Below are 14,509 nucleotides of genomic sequence, written 5' to 3' on the forward strand. Positions count from 1 at the left end.
GGAGCGTCATCATGACAAGTCCGGTGGATACGCGCATTGGCTTTGGCGACACTCCATTCCGGCACTATGGTCATACAAGCGCTGTGATGAGGGGATGACCGCATGGATTATGGTAGTGTTCCGGACTGGGTTGTTGCGATTGCTGCCGCGCTTGCTGCCTGGCAGGGGATCAAAAGTCTCTCGGCATGGCGGAACGAGGAAGCCGGCCGGCGACGCATGGAGTTGGCGGAGATCGCGCTGAGTGAATTCTACGAGGCGCGCGATATCTTCAAATGGGTCCGCTCCCCTGCGCGTGCCGACGAGGATGACGAGCCGCAGCCGACGCAATCGGGACATGACATTTATTCACCAATCTTGCGCCGGCTCGCCGAGGATGGCGATTTCTTCGGACGGATGCGCGCACGGCGCTATCGGGTCCATGCCCTGCTCGGTGCCGGCGCTGTCGAGCCCTACGACATCATAAGCGGCGTGCACGGGGATGTGACACAGGCGGCAAAGATGCTCATCCAGACGCGCCAGGGCGCGCAGGGCCCCTCGGACCGCAGGCGCAGCGCCCAGTGGGAGGACACGGTGTGGGACGATGCCGAGGGCGAAGATGAGATCAATGCCCGTATCGAAATGGCCGTTCGCAAGGCCGAGGCAGTGTTCCGGCCCCAGATCGACATGAACGAGGTCGGCATTCCCCGGCCCAAGCCGCCTGTATCGCGGTGATCCAGGCGCCTTGCGGTCCATCGACCAGCCATTCCCGAAAGCTGCCGGTCTGCTGAGTGGGCGGCTGACTGCCAGCAAGGCCTTTAAGTCCAGCCAGCCGGGCCGGGTCGGCGATCCCAGTGTCCTAGCCGCCGATGGCGTCCAGCGTCCGCAGGGCTTCCAGACAGGCAGCGGCGGCTTCCCGACCCTTGTTATGCTCGTCCCTGCGGCTGCGCAGGATGGCCTGCTCGTCCGTAAAGGTCGTCAATATGCCGAAGGTGATGGGCTTGCCGGTTTCAAGCCCAGCCTGCATCAGGCCATGGGCGGCAGCCTCGCTGATATATTCGAAATGCGCCGTATCGCCCTTGATGACGCAACCAAGACAGATCACGCCGTCAAAGCCTGATTGCGCCAGCCGCTTGGCGATGAGCGGGATTTCGAAGGCGCCCGGGGCCGGGTAGATATCGTCCGGCGCAATCGCGACGCCGTTCTCGCTGAGATAGGCCAGCGCTCCATCGCGCAGGCCATGGGTGACCTCGGGGTTGAACTGGCTGACGATGATGGCGAGGCGGGGTGTGGTTTCAGACATTCTGGCTCTCTGGAGACTGGGGGGTGAAGGTGTGGCCGAACTTGTCTCGCTTGGTGGCGAGATAGCGCCAGTTATGGGGATTGGCGGGGATTTCGAGCGGCAGGCGCGCGACGACGTCGATGCCGAACTGCTCAAGCGACAGGGCCTTGTCCGGATTGTTCGACAACAGCCGCAACCGCGCGATGCCGAGCCCCCGCAGGATCTGTCCGGCAATGCCGTAGTCGCGGGCATCGGGCGCAAAGCCCAGCGCGGTATTGGCCTCGACCGTATCGTGACCCTGATCCTGCAAGGCATAGGCCCTTATCTTGTTTGCCAGCCCGATGCCCCGGCCCTCCTGCCCCCGCAGATAGATCAGGGCGCCGCCGTCGCCGGTGGCGATCTGGCGCAGGGATTCCTGCAATTGCGGCCCGCAATCGCAACGCAGCGACCCGAGCGCATCGCCGGTAAGGCACTCCGAATGCAGCCGCACCAGCGGGATGCTGCCCAGGGGATTGCGGATCAGGGCCAGATGTTCGGTGCCGTCCAGGCGGCTGCGGAAGGCGCGAACCTCCAGCGGGATTGGCGAATACTGGGTGGGCAGCTCCGACCGCGCCACCTCGTCCACCAGCGTTTCGCTTGCCAGGCGATGGGCGATGATGTCCCGGATCGTCAGGACGGGAAGATTGTGCTCCCGGGCGACGATATCGAGATCGGGGCGGCGCGCCATCTGCCCGTCGTCGCGCATGATCTCGCAGATCACGCCGGCGGGCCGCAGGCCGGCCAGAAGCATGAGGTCGATGGCCCCTTCGGTATGGCCATCGCGCGCCAGCACGCCGCCCTCGGCTGCCCGCAGCGGGAAGACATGGCCCGGGGAGGCGATGTCGGCAGCCCTGACACCGGGGTCGCTCGCAACCTGCACGGTTCTGGCCCGGTCATGGGCCGATATGCCGGTCGTGATACCCTCGACGGCCTCGATGGAAACCGTGAAGGCCGTTGAACGGCGCGCGCGATTGTTGGCCACCATCGGGGCAAGGCCAAGCCGGTCCACCTGCGCGCCGGTCAGCGCCAGGCAGATCAGGCCGCGACCGTGGCGGGCCATGAAGTTGATGGCGTCCGGTGTCGCATATTCGGCGGCAATGACAAGATCGCCCTCGTTCTCGCGATCCTCGTCGTCGACCAGGATGACCATGCCGCCATTGCGCAATTGGGTCAGGGCCTGAGATAGGGCAGACATAGGCGCTCCACATATTTGGCCATGACGTCGACCTCGACATTGAGGTCGTCGCCGGTGGCGAGGGCGTGCAGATTGGTATGGTTCCAGGTATGCGGGATGATGGTCACCAGCACGGCAACACCATCCTCCCGGTCCTCAAGGCCATTGATGGTCAGGCTGATGCCGTTGAGCGCGATCGAGCCCTTTTCGACGCAATAGCGTCCCAGTGCGGCGGGCAGCAGGAAGACGTGTCGCCAGGCGCCGTCGGCCTCGACCCGCTCCACCAGCCGCGCCAGCCCATCGACATGCCCCTGCACCAGGTGTCCCGAGAGGCGGGTATCGAGGGTGACTGCCCGTTCGAGATTGGCCTTGTCGCCCGCGGCAAGACGACCAAGGGTGGTGCGGACCAGGGATTCGGGGCTGATGAAGAACCGGGCCCGGCCCGTTTCATCGAACCGTGTCACGGTCAGGCACACGCCGTTGACCGCAATGCTTTCGCCCAGCGACAGGTCGCGCCAGCCGCTTTCGAGTTCGATTTCGAGCGACCCGCCGCTGGGCGCGGCCAGCGTCACAGGCGCCAGTGTTTCAATGATGCCCGAGAACATCTCTTTCCTTTCCCGTTAAAAAAGAAGTGGCGGCCCGATTGCGGCGCAGCGTCACCCGGTCGGTGCCGTCCGCGCTGGCGGCCTGTTCGATCAGCACGTGCTCGTCCCATAGGGCCGTTTCAAGCATATGCGCGGTCAGGGTCGGGCCGGCTTCGACGAGCACTTCCATCCCGCCGGCAGTCCCGATCATGCCCTGCGCCTGATCCAGATCATCGACGAGATGCACGGCGAAGCCGCGCTGCCGGGCGGCGTCCAGATAGTCTGCGGAAACGCGCCGCCGCCGGTCGAGAATGACCAGCATGCGCTGCTTGTCGCTGTGGTCGGGCACATGCCGCACGGTGAACAGCGGGTTGTCCGCCAAAACCGTCCCGGAGCCGGTGAGGATGGCGTCGGCTCGGCGGCGCAAGCGATGAGCCAGTTCAAGTGAGGTTGCGCTGGTGAAGGTCTTCTGTCCCGCCGCCGGTAGCATGAGCCCCGATGTAGAGATGGCCTGCTTGATGGTAATGAACGGCAGGCCGGTGCGGCTTCGCTTTGAAAACGGCGCAAGCAACCGCTCGGCATCAGCAAGAAGCGGGGCGGCCCCTGGATGACGCAGATCGGACAAGAAGTGCACATCGAGCCCTGCAGCATGCAGCCGCTCGGCGCCGCCACCTTTCACTTGGGGGTTGGGATCGCGGCACGCGATCCACACCTGGCGTGCGCCGGTGCTCAGGATGGCCTCCGCGCAAGGCGGCGTGCGGCCCTGGTGATTGCAGGGCTCGAGCGTCACCACGACGCTGTCGATCTTGTCGGCAAGGCCAGCCGCGCGGGCCAGCACGATGGCCCCGGCTTCGGCGTGAGCCTGCCCCGCTCGCCTATGCGCGCCGACGGCCAGTTCCCGCCCCGCGGCGTCGAGCAACACGCAGCCGACCGGCGGGTTGGGCGCCGTGGCCCCTTCATTGGCCCGCGCCGCATCCAGCGCGCGCGCGAAGGCGCGCAGGATCGGCTGCGGCAGGATATCCGGATTGAAAATGCCTATGGCTGTGTTCATGCCCGTTCCGTCGTCACTACAGACGCGTTCCAGGGCAAATGACGACGAACACGCGCTGTCCGGTGAACGGAAAGCGCGCGTGCACAATCATCGGTTCTCTTCCATCCGGACTATACCGTCGGCCCCGGAATTACACCGGGTCTGCTGACCCCACCCCAAGGGATGGGCGCTCGCGGGCTGATGTGCCGAAAGACACAATTACCGCCGGTGGGGAATTTCACCCCGCCCTGAGAACACTGATGTTGGAATAGGGAGTGAGGCCGACGAGATCAAGTGGGCACAAAGGCGTAACCGGTGAAGCCATCTCAGCTGTGACTGCTGTTGGAAAAGCCCGGATGAGCAGGCCTTCCCCAACGCGGTACTCATTCTACCCCGGCCGCCAGGGCAGCGACAGGTCCGCAGGTCAAGCAGCAGGGCTGTTTCCCTTGAGGGCAAAGGTGCCCATAGCCAGCTTGTGGATATGATCGGCGATGGGCAGCGCCGAGGTCGCGGCCGGGGACGGGGCGTTGCAGATGTGGATAGTGCGCGCGGTGTTTCTGATGAGGAAATCGTGGACCAGTGTGCCATCCCGCATCACCGCCTGTGCCCGGATACCTGCTGGATGCGGCAATAGATCGCCTAGTTCCAGTGACGGACAATAGCGTTGGCAGGCCTTGAGATAGCGGTGCTTGAACGCTGAATTGGCCGCTTCGGCCAGGCCGGAACGCAGATTGTTCCGCATGACCCGCCAGAAGCCGGGAGACCGGGCCATGTCGGCGACATCGCCGGCATTCACCGCCAGCTTGCCGTAGTTCTCGCGCGCCAGCGACAGGACGGCGTTGGGCCCGACGGTGACGTAGCCACCGATCATCCGCGTCAGATGGATGCCCAGAAAGGGCAGCTCGGGATCGGGCACCGGATAGATGAGGTGGCTGACGACGGCGTCGTGGCGCGGCGCCAACCGGTAATACTCGCCCTTGAACGGCACGATGGAGAAGTCCTCGGCCAGGCCGCACATGGCCGCAAGCCGGTCCGCATTGAGCCCGGCACAGGCAATGACATGCCGCGCCCGCAGCTCCTGGCCGTCGCCGAGCTCCACGCGGACCTCGTTGGGGGTTTCGGTGATACTCGTCACCTCGGCACCAAACCGGATGTCGCCGCCCAAAGCTACGACTTCCGCCGCCATCGAGCGCACCATGCCCGGATAATCGACAATGCCGGTTGCAGGACTCAACAGGGCGCCCAGCCCCACGATATTGGGTTCCAGCTCGCGCAGCTCGGCGGCCGTGACGTCGCGCACCTCCAGCTCGTTCTGCTCTGCCCGCGCCTTCAGCGCCGCCAGCCGCTGCATCTCGGTCGGGCTGGTGGCGACCAGCAGCTTGCCGGGCCGCTCCAGGGCAATGCCGCGCTCGGTACAATAGGCGAAAGTCGCAGCCAGGCCGCGCCGGCAGAACTCGGCCTTTAGGCTTCCCGGGGCGTAATAGATGCCGGCATGGACAACCCCACTATTGCGACCGGTCTGGTGGCGGGAAAGGCTGTCTTCTTTTTCCAGCACGGTGACGCTGATCCCGGGATGCCGGTTCAGCAGCGTGTGCGCGGTTGCGACACCGACGATACCCCCACCAATGATTGCAATGTCAGTCACGGTGCGCTCCAGGCCTATGCGATCGGCGTAATCCGCTGGGCGCCATTGCGGCGCTCCCAATCGGCCCATTCGTCATGGGTGTTGATGTCGCGGACGATGCTGGGCTCGCTCAGGGCAAAGGCTGCGATCTCATCTTTGCGCAGGCAGACGACGCCCTTGTGCTTGAGGGCGTAATTGAGGAAACGATCGAGCGAGCGCACCCTGAAGGGCCGGCCCTGCACTCGGTCATGAGTCGAGATCGACATCATCCGCCGACGGTTGGCCGCCTCTTCGTAGAGCACGTCGAACTCGTCCTGGAGCTGGCGCTCGTACTCGGTATTGGTGAACTTGTAGCCCTCGAACTGGATGATGTCGTTGAGCGTCACCGAATAGGGCACCACGGCAAAATCGCGGCCTCGCACCGGGATGACAAAGGGCTCGTCGCGGCTCACGTCGTCGATGTGATAATTGAAGCCCTCTTCCTGCAGGATCTTGAGCGTGTTGATGGTGCCCCGCATGGCCGCGCCATTGTAACCGGTCGGCGCCACGCCGGTGGCCCGGCGGATCGAGTCGACATTGTCGCGTATGAACTTGCGTTCCTCGGGCTCCTGCAGATTGACCTGCATTATCCAGTCACGCCCATGGGCCGCCGCTTCGTGTCCGCGTTCGACGATTTCCCTGGCCACCGCCGGGCTGCGATCGACGGCGGACCCGACCATATGCGAAGTGACCTTCACCCTGTGCTTGTCCCACAGGTCCATCATGCGCTGCAGGCCCTCGACATAGCCGTAGCGATACCAGCTTTTGGTGGGGAAATCGGGATAGGTAGGATCCATGTCGATAAAGCCCGAAAAGGGCCCGCCCGGCCCGTACGGCGCCTCGCCGCCCGCTTCGAACTGCATGGATATCGAAATGACAAGTCGAATATCATCTGGCCAGAATGCGCCGGGCATTTGGAACTTCTCCTGTGGCAATTTGGGAAGGTCGGCGCACGGGCGTGCCGTGCGCCGGTATCGGGTGGCTAGCTGACGCCCCAGATCGCCTTGTAGGCGTCGCGATAGCCGTTGTCGGGATCGAAGACGAAGTTGGCGCCGCCGTCCTCGTTCACATTCTGGGGCAGGAAAAGATGAACCGGCACGACATAGCCGGAATCGGCCTCGCCGGCGAAGGCGCGGTTGAGTTCATCGACTGCCTGCCAGCCGTGCAGGTTCAGCGGCTCGGCCACTGTGCCCCACTGATAGTAATTCTGATGGATGCGCTGGAAGGCGGCCTCCGAGCCATCGCCAGCCGAGACGTTTCGGGGGAAACCATCGGGAGCCCTGCCGGCTGATTGCAGCACAGGCGCCATGAAGTCGAGCGGCAGGTCGTTGATGGTCAGCGAATGGGTCCAGCTCTCGCCGTAGCGCTGCAACAGGGCGTTGGTGAGCGGCGGCATGCGGGTCGAGGCCTCGGCCAGTGGCGTGTCCTCGGTGGTCAGCAGCGTGCAGGTGTCGCAGGCCCTGATCACCTCGGCCATGGCGTCGGACTTGGCGATGGCGATCTCGTAGACGCTGTCGGTAAAGATCACTACGCCGGCCTTGCCCTCGCTGTCCGCGACCACGAATGACGCGGCGGCACGCGAGATTTCCAGCGGATCGGTGGTGATGTTGGTGAAGATGGGCAGCGAGTCGGACGGGCCGGTGGTGGCGGTTGAATGCCAGCCGACGACCTTGATGCCGTCGGCATCGGCCTGGCGAATGCCCTCGGCCTGTTCATTGCCGTCGACCGAACCCAGGATGATCCCGTCCGGGGCCAGCGCGATGGCCTGTTGGATGGCTGCCGAGCGACCCGAAACCGTGCCGCCGCCGTCAATGACGCGCACGTCCCAGCCGATGGCCGCAGCGGCCTCCTCGACACCCCTGACCACCCCCAGCACGCCGCCATTGCGCAGGTCGGCGGCCACATAGACGATGGTCTTGCCGGCCTGGGCGACCGGTCCGGTGGTCGGTCCGGTCCAGGGCGGATTGGGCTTGGTGATCTCGGCCACATAGGCCTTGGCGTCGCTCACCGCATCGGCCCAGGCGGGCGATGCCATCGGCATGGCCAGCAGCAGGCTGGCAAGCGCCGTTGTCTGAAGCAGTCTCTTCATGTCTTCTTTCCTCCTTGAAGACGGGTCGTTAGGACTTGGATGTCTGGTCGGCCGCCGCTTCGGGCTGTGCCGGTGTCCGGGCATGGCGCACCGAGCCGCGGCGGCGCTGGGCATAGCCGGCGATACCGATGGCCACGAGCAGCGTCGCGCCGTTGAACAAGGGTTCGATAAAGAAGGCGCCGCCCATCTGCTGGATGCCGGATATGCCCACTGCCAGGATGATCACGGCCACCATGGTGCCCCAGACATTGACGCGCCCGGGTTTGATCGTCGTCGAGCCCAGAAATGCGCCAACCAGGGCCGGCAGCAGGAATTCGAGGCCCACGCTGGCCTGGCCGATGCGCAGCTTGGCGGCGAGCACGATGCCGGCCAGTGCCCCCAGCACCCCCGAGGCGACGAAAGCGCCGATGACGAAACGCTGGGTCCGGATGCCGTTGAGTTCGGCCGCGCGGGAATTGGCACCGATGGCATAGAGATAGCGCCCGATCGGCAGGAAGTCCGAGACGATCCACAGCACCAGCGCAATGGCCAGCACATAGAAGGCCGAGATCGGCAGACCCAACAGGTTGGTGGTGTGGATGGCGGTAAATTCGGGCGGCAGCATGCCGATCACCTGCCGTCCGTCTGTATGCCAAAGTGCGATGGCGTAGATCACGGTGCCGGTGCCCAGCGTGGCGATGAAGCTGTCGATACGGGCGATTTCCACCAGGAGGCCATTGATGGCCCCCAGCAAGGCGCCCCCGCATAGCACGATGAGCACCGAGACATGCCAGGGGAGCCCGTAGACGGTTTGCAGGCTGATCGCCAGGATGTGCCAGATGACGATGCCGTAGCCTACTGTGAGGTCGATACGGCCCGTCATCATCGGGATCATCGCCGCCAGCGACAGCAGTGCAATGACTGACTTCTCCCCCAGTATGGCGCGCAGATTGAGCACCGTGGGAAAGGTGTCGGGGAGCAGCAGCGAAAAGAACAGGATCAGCAGCACCGTCAGCAGGGGCAGGCCATAGACCGGCACGATGCGCGCCAGACGGGCACCCGGTTTGAGGTGTGAGAGTTCTCCGGCGGTCGGCTCAAGCGCCGTCGATCGCAAGGATTCCATCAGGCGTACTCCTGCCTTGTCGTTGTTTCTAGGGATGCAGCGCTCAAGAGCGTTTCGACGGATAGCCGCTCGGACTCGAGTTCGGTTGTGATGCTGCCATTGCGGAACACGCAGGCCCGGTGGCTGAGCGCCGCCACCTCTTCGAAATCAGTGGAGATCAGGAGAACGGCAAGCCCATCCTCCAGTGCCTTGGCCAGCAAGGCATAGATTTCCGCCTTGGACCCGACATCGACCCCGGCAGTGGGATCCTCAAGGATCAGCACGTCGGCGTCGAGTTGCATCCAGCGCGCGATCACCACCTTCTGCTGGTTTCCGCCCGAAAGGGTCTCGATCGGCGCCGACGGGTCATTGGGGCGGATATCGAAGGTGCGACCGATTTGGGCTGCCTTGGCGGTCTCCGCTTCCGGCGCTGCAAAATCCACAATCCGTCGCCCGGTGAGCGACGGATTGAGGAAGAGGTTTTCCGCCACAGTGAGGCCACGGGCCACCGATTCCTCGTAGCGGTCGCCCGCCACCATGACTATGCCGGCGCGGATGGCCTCGAGCGGATTGCGGCAATCAATTGCCGGACCGCCCCGCAAGTGCACCTCGCCCGCGCCGATGGACGCGCGGCCGAAGAGTGCGCGCCCCACTGCTTCTTGACCCGCGCCACGAAGCCCGACCAGGCCGAGCACCTCGCCGCGATGAAGTGCAAAGCTGACGGGGCCAACGTCCTGGACGACCAGTCCGTCCACGCGCAGTACGACTTCGGTGCCTTGCGGGCGTGGTGGGCGAACGAATACGTCCTTCGCCATGCCGCCGATGATCAGTTCGACCAGGCGCTCGCCATCCAGACCGGCAATAGGTTCGTCGGCGACGAGATAGCCGTCGCGGAGCACCACGGCGCGATCCGCTATGGCAAAGACTTCGTCGAGACGGTGCGACACGTAGATGATCGCAACGCCGCGTGCCCGCAGCGATCTGAGAACCTTGTGCAGTATCTCGACATCGGCCTGGGGCAGGCTGGCAGTAGGCTCATCGAGCACGATCAGTTGCACGTCGTGAACCAGGGCGCGCGCGATGGCGACGAGCGACTTTTCCGTGCGCGTCAGGTCCCGCACTCGTGTCTCGGGGTCGATATCCGCCGAAACGATGGCAAGGGCTGCCCGCGCTGCCTTGCTCGACTGCCGCCAGTCGATGAGACCGAAGCGGCGCGGGTAATTGCCCCGCATCAGGCAGATGTTCTCGGCCACCGTCATCCATTCAATAAGCCCAAGATCCTGATGGATGAAGGCAATGCCGGCATGGCCGTCACGGGGATCGAAGGCAGCGCCGCGGAACAGGAAGCGACCGCTGTCGGCCGCATGAACCCCGGCCAGCATCTTGATCAGGGTCGACTTGCCGGCGCCATTTTCGCCGAGCAGCGCCACGATCTCGCCGGCCGCCAGGGAGAAACCGACATTGCGTACGGCATGGGTGCCGCCAAAGCGCTTGTTCAGTTGCGCCAGTGTCAGCACGGGGGCCTGTGAACTGGCCATTTTCAATCTGGTTCTCCTCCGTCAACCGCGGACCATTCGCGTTGGCCTCTAATATGCGATCTGCCAGGATATTGCCGATATCGGACTTGTCCTGCATTCGATATTCGGACAATTATAAGCGAAGTTCGGACAAGCGGGGATTCCAATGAAAGTTCAGGTGACGGAGAATTGGTTTGCGGTGCGATCTGATATGTCGAGCCATTCCCAGCCCTTCGAGGGCCGCTTCGACTTCGAGACCGAGGCAGAGGCCGGCGGGCAGCTTGTACGCTGCCTGACGGGTGAGCTTGAGCTTTTCGGCCATGCCGGCGAGTGGGTCATTCCTCCCGATCACATGGTCTATATTCCACCCGGGCGCATGTTTCGCCTTCGCGCCCGCGTCCTCTCGACGGGTCTCGTCGCCAAGTTCTGCCACGAAGAAGTCAGCTGGCATCACGATGGCTGCTGGGTCGGCCCGGTCGGCGACTTTGCGGCCACCCTGCTGCAGCATTCCCTGCGTTGGGGCCCCGACACCGGCACGCGTGACCGCAAGGCTCGTTCATTCTACGTCACGCTTGGTGACATGGTCCCCGAATGGTTCCGCCACGAGCGCATCCTGTGGACACCCTATGCCGAGAACTCCAACCTTCAGAAGGTGATCGACTTCGCCACCCGTCGCGGACCGAGCGTGACGCTGCCGGAAGCCGCCCAGTTCGCAGGCATGTCCGAGCGCACCCTGCGGCGGCACATGCAAGTCGAACTGGGCCAGACCTGGCGGGACTTTGTCCGGGAACTGCGGATGAACCGCGCAATGGAACTGCTGCGCAAGGAACGGTTGTCGGTTACCCAGACCGCCTTTGAAGTTGGCTTTTCATCCAGTTCGGCCTTTTCCAGCGCCTTCTTTCAGTATGTCGGCAAGACGCCGTCAAACTACGCTAGATCATTCCCATCGGGCGGTCAGGCAAGGCCGCCAGCGGACCGTCCGACACGCGAGACCCTGCAGGAGGTCCGCCACCACCCAAACTCTGATGTTCCTCCAAAGATTGGGGGGATGCACTGAAAGACAGATCAGGCGTCACCCGCTATTTGTGCCAGCGTGGGCGCTAAGCTGCTTCGAGCCCGGTGATCATCGAAACGATCTCGTTCTTGTCCGTCTCGGACGTTTTGCGGATGCCGATTTGCTTGCCGCGACGCAGCACGCAAATGCGGTCGGACAGGCGGAAAACCTGGTCGAGGCTGTGGCTGATGATCAGCACGCCGATACTGCGGGCCTTGAGCGAGGCAACGATGTTTTCGACCCGTGCCGTTTCGGCGACACCGAGGGCAGCCGTGGGCTCATCGAGCAGGATCAGCTTCTTTGCCCAGCGGGTGGCTCGCGCAATGGCTATGCCCTGGCGCTGGCCGCCGGACAGGTCCCGGATCGCAGCATGCGGCGAGGGAATACGAACGTCGAGTTCATCAACCAGCCGCTGCGTTTCGGCCACCATGGTATTTCGGTCAAGTTGCCCGAAGGGCCCCCTGGTGAGCTCGCGACCGAGGAACAGGTTCATGTAGACCGACTGCTGGTCGGCGAGCGCCAGGTCCTGATAGACGACTTCGATGCCGTGCTCGCGTGCCTTGGTGGCGCTCGACATGGCGACGCTTTCACCCTCGATCACGATGCTGCCTGACGTCGGGGCATGGACGCCCGAGATGATCTTGATCAGCGTGGACTTGCCGGCACCATTGTCGCCCACCAGCGCGACGATCTCGCCGGGGTGGACGGTGAGGCTGAAATCCTCGATGGCGACGACGCCACCGAAGCTCTTGCGGATATTGTTGAGCGCGAGCACGGGCTGGTTCATCGCATGCCTCCTAGAGTGGCCAGGCTTCGGGCTGGCCGAAGCTGTTTTCGATGGTCTCGACTTTGGGATCGCCGGTGGAAATGCCCGACACGCCCACCACATAGGCACGGGTGACAAAAGCCTGGCCGCGGAAGCCGAACACTGCCGTGTCTCCTGGGCGCGACGCGGCCGGGCCGGTGGCGTCGATCATGGCGTAGTAATCGATGGCGGCAGGCGGAGGGATTTCGACTTCGCGCAGGGCGTCAGCAGCGGTGGTCGGCTCGGGCGAAACGATCGCTTTGACGGGGTAATCGGGGAAGATCGGGTCGATATAGAACCCGCCGCCAAGGCAATAGGCCTTGCCGCCCGAGAGATGCGACACCTCGGTGAGGTAAAGCACGGCGGGCAGTTCGGGCAGGTCTTCCACCACGTGCAGCGCCGTTGTGCCATGCAGGCCATTGCCCGGCTCACACTGGGTAGCGCCGGCTTCGGCCAGGGCCGCCAGCAGCACTGAGGAGGTGGTGCCCGGTGCATTGACCGCGATGTCGGTGCGCCCGGCCCGGCGCAGCGCCTCGGCGGTGCGGGTGAGGGTGGCAAGGTTAGGCGTGGGCTTCACCTTGCGGCTGCTGTGGTCGAACAGCAAAGCCGGGAATGTGGTGATGCCGGCAAAGCGTCCGCCGTCGAGCGCGTCGATCGCGTCGGCCACCGCGAGGATGTCTTCGGCATCGAAACCGCCCTCATGGCCGCGATAGAAGGTGTCGCCCTCGGCCTTGATACGGGCGAGCAGGTTCTGGATCCGGCCGGCCTTGTTGGCGCCGGAGGCGGCTTCTTGGGCCTTGGTCTCGTTGAACACGGTCCAGTAGTCCGGACGTAGAACTGCGGCAGCGGCATCCGCTTCGTGGCGGGCAATCTGGGAGAGATGGCCCAGATGGCCAACCTGCATTCCGGCATTGTGGGTGGCGCGGGCGCAGGCCATGTCCACGGCCACCGACTTTTCGATTCCTCCCGCCATTACGGCGCGGCAGAAGCTCGATGAGCGGCCGACCTGCTTGGTCATGGCATAGATGGTGAGGCCATGGCGGTCCGCCTCGGTCTTGAGCACCCGCGCATTGGCCGTGACGGCGTCGAGATCAAGTACATAGGCATTGGCCGGGATCCGCCCTGCCTGGTGCAGCGCCATGGCGGCGGTGATGAAGTCCGGGTTGCGGCGGCGAAGAACGTCGAGAAACATGATTGGCTCCTATCGTGCCGTTTCGCGCAGCGAGACTGCAACCGCAACGAGGATGATGAGGCCGCGCACGATCATCTGGTCGGAAACGGAAAGGCCCATCAGGATCAGGCCGTTGTTGAGCATGCCCATCATCAGCGAGCCTACCAGCGCCCCGATGATGGAGCCCTTGCCGCCATTGAGCAGCGTGCCGCCGACGATCACTGCGGCAATCACCGTCATCAGATCGGTTTCGCCCAGCGTGTACTTGGCGGCCTGTAGGCGCCCCGAATAGAGCAGGCCCGCCAAACCCGCCATGGCGCCACTGATCAGAAAGACGGCAAGCCGGATGCGCGGCACCTTGATGCCGGTGACCATGGCAGCGCGGGCATTGTCGCCAGTCGCCAGCACATGAGCGCCGAAGCGGGTCTGGCGGAAGGCAAAGTGGCCGATGGCAATGGCGGCTATGGTCCAGATGACCAGCGAAGGAATACCGAACACCGCCCCCGAGCCAAAGATGCCGGTGAATGTGGGGTCGGTGACGGGGATGGAGCGCAGCTGGGTCAGCGAGCGCGCCACCCCGGCAATGAGGCCCATCGTCGCCAGCGTCACGAGGAAGCTGGGCAGGCGTAGCCAGGCCACCAATGCGCCATTGACGAAGCCGACTGCCAGGCCGGCGCCAAGCCCGGCCGCGATGCCCACCGGCAGCGCCACCTGAGGCATGGCCGCCATGGCCATGGCAGCGCAGAGCGCCGAGACCGCGACGGTCGAGCCGATCGACAGGTCGATCTCGCCGGCCGAGAGGGCAAAGACCAGGCCAATGGCCATAATGGTCACGGGGGCCGTCTGCAGGATGATGTTGACCAGGTTCCGCTGGGTGAGGAAGCCGCTGTCGCGCAGCACCACCGCGAAGAAGATGAAAATGGCGATGAAGCCGACATAGACCACATATTGCTGCAGATTGGCCCCGGTCAGGCGGTCAAGCAGCGAGGGGGCTGCGGATGCGGTGTCAGGGGTGGCCATGACTGCCTCCTGGAAGTGAAGTGG

The 14,509-nt window shown here is 64.2% G+C and carries 14 protein-coding genes and 1 riboswitch; of the genes, 2 read left to right on the forward strand and 12 right to left on the reverse strand.

What is annotated here, in order from left to right; genetic code table 11:
- Positions 1 to 102: 102 nt before the first annotated feature.
- Positions 103 to 711 (forward strand): hypothetical protein, encoded by a 609-nt coding sequence (locus ACLI1C_RS01440; protein ID WP_411395069.1) that lies wholly within the window; start codon positions 103 to 105, stop codon positions 709 to 711.
- Positions 712 to 835: 124 nt separating this feature from the next.
- Here ACLI1C_RS01440 and ribH read toward each other — a convergent pair whose 3' ends face one another.
- The 9 genes from ribH to ACLI1C_RS01485 form a co-directional block, all read right to left on the reverse strand.
- On the reverse strand, positions 836 to 1,279 hold the full coding sequence (gene ribH / locus ACLI1C_RS01445; protein WP_411395070.1) for a 6,7-dimethyl-8-ribityllumazine synthase: 444 nt from the start codon (positions 1,277 to 1,279) through the stop codon (positions 836 to 838).
- The gene (gene ribB, locus ACLI1C_RS01450) at positions 1,272 to 2,492 is read right to left on the reverse strand and encodes a 3,4-dihydroxy-2-butanone-4-phosphate synthase (RefSeq protein WP_411395071.1); all 1,221 of its coding nucleotides are present in this window, start codon (positions 2,490 to 2,492) and stop codon (positions 1,272 to 1,274) included. The genes ribH and ribB overlap by 8 nt, the downstream gene beginning before the upstream one ends.
- On the reverse strand, positions 2,468 to 3,076 hold the full coding sequence (locus ACLI1C_RS01455; protein WP_411395072.1) for a riboflavin synthase: 609 nt from the start codon (positions 3,074 to 3,076) through the stop codon (positions 2,468 to 2,470). Before ACLI1C_RS01455 ends, ribB begins: the two co-directional genes overlap by 25 nt.
- Complete coding sequence (gene ribD, locus ACLI1C_RS01460; RefSeq protein WP_411395073.1) at positions 3,057 to 4,106, reverse strand: bifunctional diaminohydroxyphosphoribosylaminopyrimidine deaminase/5-amino-6-(5-phosphoribosylamino)uracil reductase RibD; 1,050 nt, start codon at positions 4,104 to 4,106, stop codon at positions 3,057 to 3,059. The genes ACLI1C_RS01455 and ribD overlap by 20 nt, the downstream gene beginning before the upstream one ends.
- An 89-nt stretch (positions 4,107 to 4,195) precedes the next feature.
- Positions 4,196 to 4,345: riboswitch (FMN riboswitch) on the reverse strand.
- Between the two features lie 164 nt (positions 4,346 to 4,509).
- Positions 4,510 to 5,730 carry an L-2-hydroxyglutarate oxidase gene (gene lhgO, locus ACLI1C_RS01465; RefSeq protein WP_411395074.1) on the reverse strand — a complete coding sequence of 407 codons (1,221 nt, stop codon included), beginning with the start codon at positions 5,728 to 5,730 and terminating at the stop codon, positions 4,510 to 4,512.
- A 14-nt stretch (positions 5,731 to 5,744) separates the two neighbouring features.
- Positions 5,745 to 6,662 carry a polysaccharide deacetylase family protein gene (locus tag ACLI1C_RS01470; RefSeq protein WP_411395075.1) on the reverse strand — a complete coding sequence of 306 codons (918 nt, stop codon included), beginning with the start codon at positions 6,660 to 6,662 and terminating at the stop codon, positions 5,745 to 5,747.
- A 68-nt stretch (positions 6,663 to 6,730) separates the two neighbouring features.
- Entirely contained in the window at positions 6,731 to 7,837 is a 1,107-nt protein-coding gene (locus tag ACLI1C_RS01475; RefSeq protein ID WP_411395076.1) for a substrate-binding domain-containing protein, read from the reverse strand.
- 28 nt (positions 7,838 to 7,865) lie between these two features.
- The gene (locus ACLI1C_RS01480; protein WP_411395077.1) at positions 7,866 to 8,939 is read right to left on the reverse strand and encodes an ABC transporter permease; all 1,074 of its coding nucleotides are present in this window, start codon (positions 8,937 to 8,939) and stop codon (positions 7,866 to 7,868) included.
- A complete protein-coding gene (locus ACLI1C_RS01485) occupies positions 8,939 to 10,456 on the reverse strand; it encodes a sugar ABC transporter ATP-binding protein (RefSeq protein ID WP_411395078.1) in 1,518 nt (505 codons plus the stop codon). The genes ACLI1C_RS01480 and ACLI1C_RS01485 overlap by 1 nt, the downstream gene beginning before the upstream one ends.
- A 190-nt stretch (positions 10,457 to 10,646) precedes the next feature.
- Between ACLI1C_RS01485 and ACLI1C_RS01490 the strand changes: the two genes are divergently transcribed.
- Complete coding sequence (locus ACLI1C_RS01490) at positions 10,647 to 11,492, forward strand: helix-turn-helix transcriptional regulator (RefSeq protein WP_411395079.1); 846 nt, start codon at positions 10,647 to 10,649, stop codon at positions 11,490 to 11,492.
- Positions 11,493 to 11,535: 43 nt separating this feature from the next.
- Here ACLI1C_RS01490 and ACLI1C_RS01495 read toward each other — a convergent pair whose 3' ends face one another.
- Genes ACLI1C_RS01495 through ACLI1C_RS01505 form a run of 3 tightly spaced genes read right to left on the reverse strand, consistent with a single transcriptional unit; the run spans position 11,536 to position 14,485 of the window.
- Complete coding sequence (locus ACLI1C_RS01495) at positions 11,536 to 12,276, reverse strand: ATP-binding cassette domain-containing protein (protein WP_411395080.1); 741 nt, start codon at positions 12,274 to 12,276, stop codon at positions 11,536 to 11,538.
- 10 nt (positions 12,277 to 12,286) lie between these two features.
- Positions 12,287 to 13,486, reverse strand: coding sequence for an alanine racemase (locus tag ACLI1C_RS01500; protein WP_411395081.1), 1,200 nt, complete (start codon positions 13,484 to 13,486; stop codon positions 12,287 to 12,289).
- 9 nt (positions 13,487 to 13,495) lie between these two features.
- On the reverse strand, positions 13,496 to 14,485 hold the full coding sequence (locus tag ACLI1C_RS01505) for an ABC transporter permease (protein ID WP_411395082.1): 990 nt from the start codon (positions 14,483 to 14,485) through the stop codon (positions 13,496 to 13,498).
- Positions 14,486 to 14,509 lie beyond the last annotated feature (24 nt).

Origin of the sequence: Devosia sp. XGJD_8, from assembly GCF_046614475.1 — a bacterium.
In the GTDB taxonomy this organism is placed as follows: Bacteria; Pseudomonadota; Alphaproteobacteria; order Rhizobiales; family Devosiaceae; genus Devosia.

What these genes read in the sequence shown, in the direction of transcription:
- ACLI1C_RS01495 (WP_411395080.1), bottom strand. Translation starts at nt 12,276, where the DNA reads ATGAACCAGCCCGTGCTCGCGCTCAACAATATCCGCAAGAGCTTCGGT.
- ACLI1C_RS01490 (WP_411395079.1), top strand. Translation starts at nt 10,647, where the DNA reads ATGTCGAGCCATTCCCAGCCCTTCGAGGGCCGCTTCGACTTCGAGACC.
- ribB (WP_411395071.1), bottom strand. Translation starts at nt 2,492, where the DNA reads ATGTCTGCCCTATCTCAGGCCCTGACCCAATTGCGCAATGGCGGCATG.
- ACLI1C_RS01480 (WP_411395077.1), bottom strand. Translation starts at nt 8,939, where the DNA reads ATGGAATCCTTGCGATCGACGGCGCTTGAGCCGACCGCCGGAGAACTC.
- ACLI1C_RS01485 (WP_411395078.1), bottom strand. Translation starts at nt 10,456, where the DNA reads ATGGCCAGTTCACAGGCCCCCGTGCTGACACTGGCGCAACTGAACAAG.
- ACLI1C_RS01500 (WP_411395081.1), bottom strand. Translation starts at nt 13,486, where the DNA reads ATGTTTCTCGACGTTCTTCGCCGCCGCAACCCGGACTTCATCACCGCC.
- ACLI1C_RS01440 (WP_411395069.1), top strand. Translation starts at nt 103, where the DNA reads ATGGATTATGGTAGTGTTCCGGACTGGGTTGTTGCGATTGCTGCCGCG.
- ACLI1C_RS01475 (WP_411395076.1), bottom strand. Translation starts at nt 7,837, where the DNA reads ATGAAGAGACTGCTTCAGACAACGGCGCTTGCCAGCCTGCTGCTGGCC.
- ACLI1C_RS01505 (WP_411395082.1), bottom strand. Translation starts at nt 14,485, where the DNA reads ATGGCCACCCCTGACACCGCATCCGCAGCCCCCTCGCTGCTTGACCGC.
- ribD (WP_411395073.1), bottom strand. Translation starts at nt 4,106, where the DNA reads ATGAACACAGCCATAGGCATTTTCAATCCGGATATCCTGCCGCAGCCG.
- ribH (WP_411395070.1), bottom strand. Translation starts at nt 1,279, where the DNA reads ATGTCTGAAACCACACCCCGCCTCGCCATCATCGTCAGCCAGTTCAAC.
- ACLI1C_RS01470 (WP_411395075.1), bottom strand. Translation starts at nt 6,662, where the DNA reads ATGCCCGGCGCATTCTGGCCAGATGATATTCGACTTGTCATTTCGATA.
- ACLI1C_RS01455 (WP_411395072.1), bottom strand. Translation starts at nt 3,076, where the DNA reads ATGTTCTCGGGCATCATTGAAACACTGGCGCCTGTGACGCTGGCCGCG.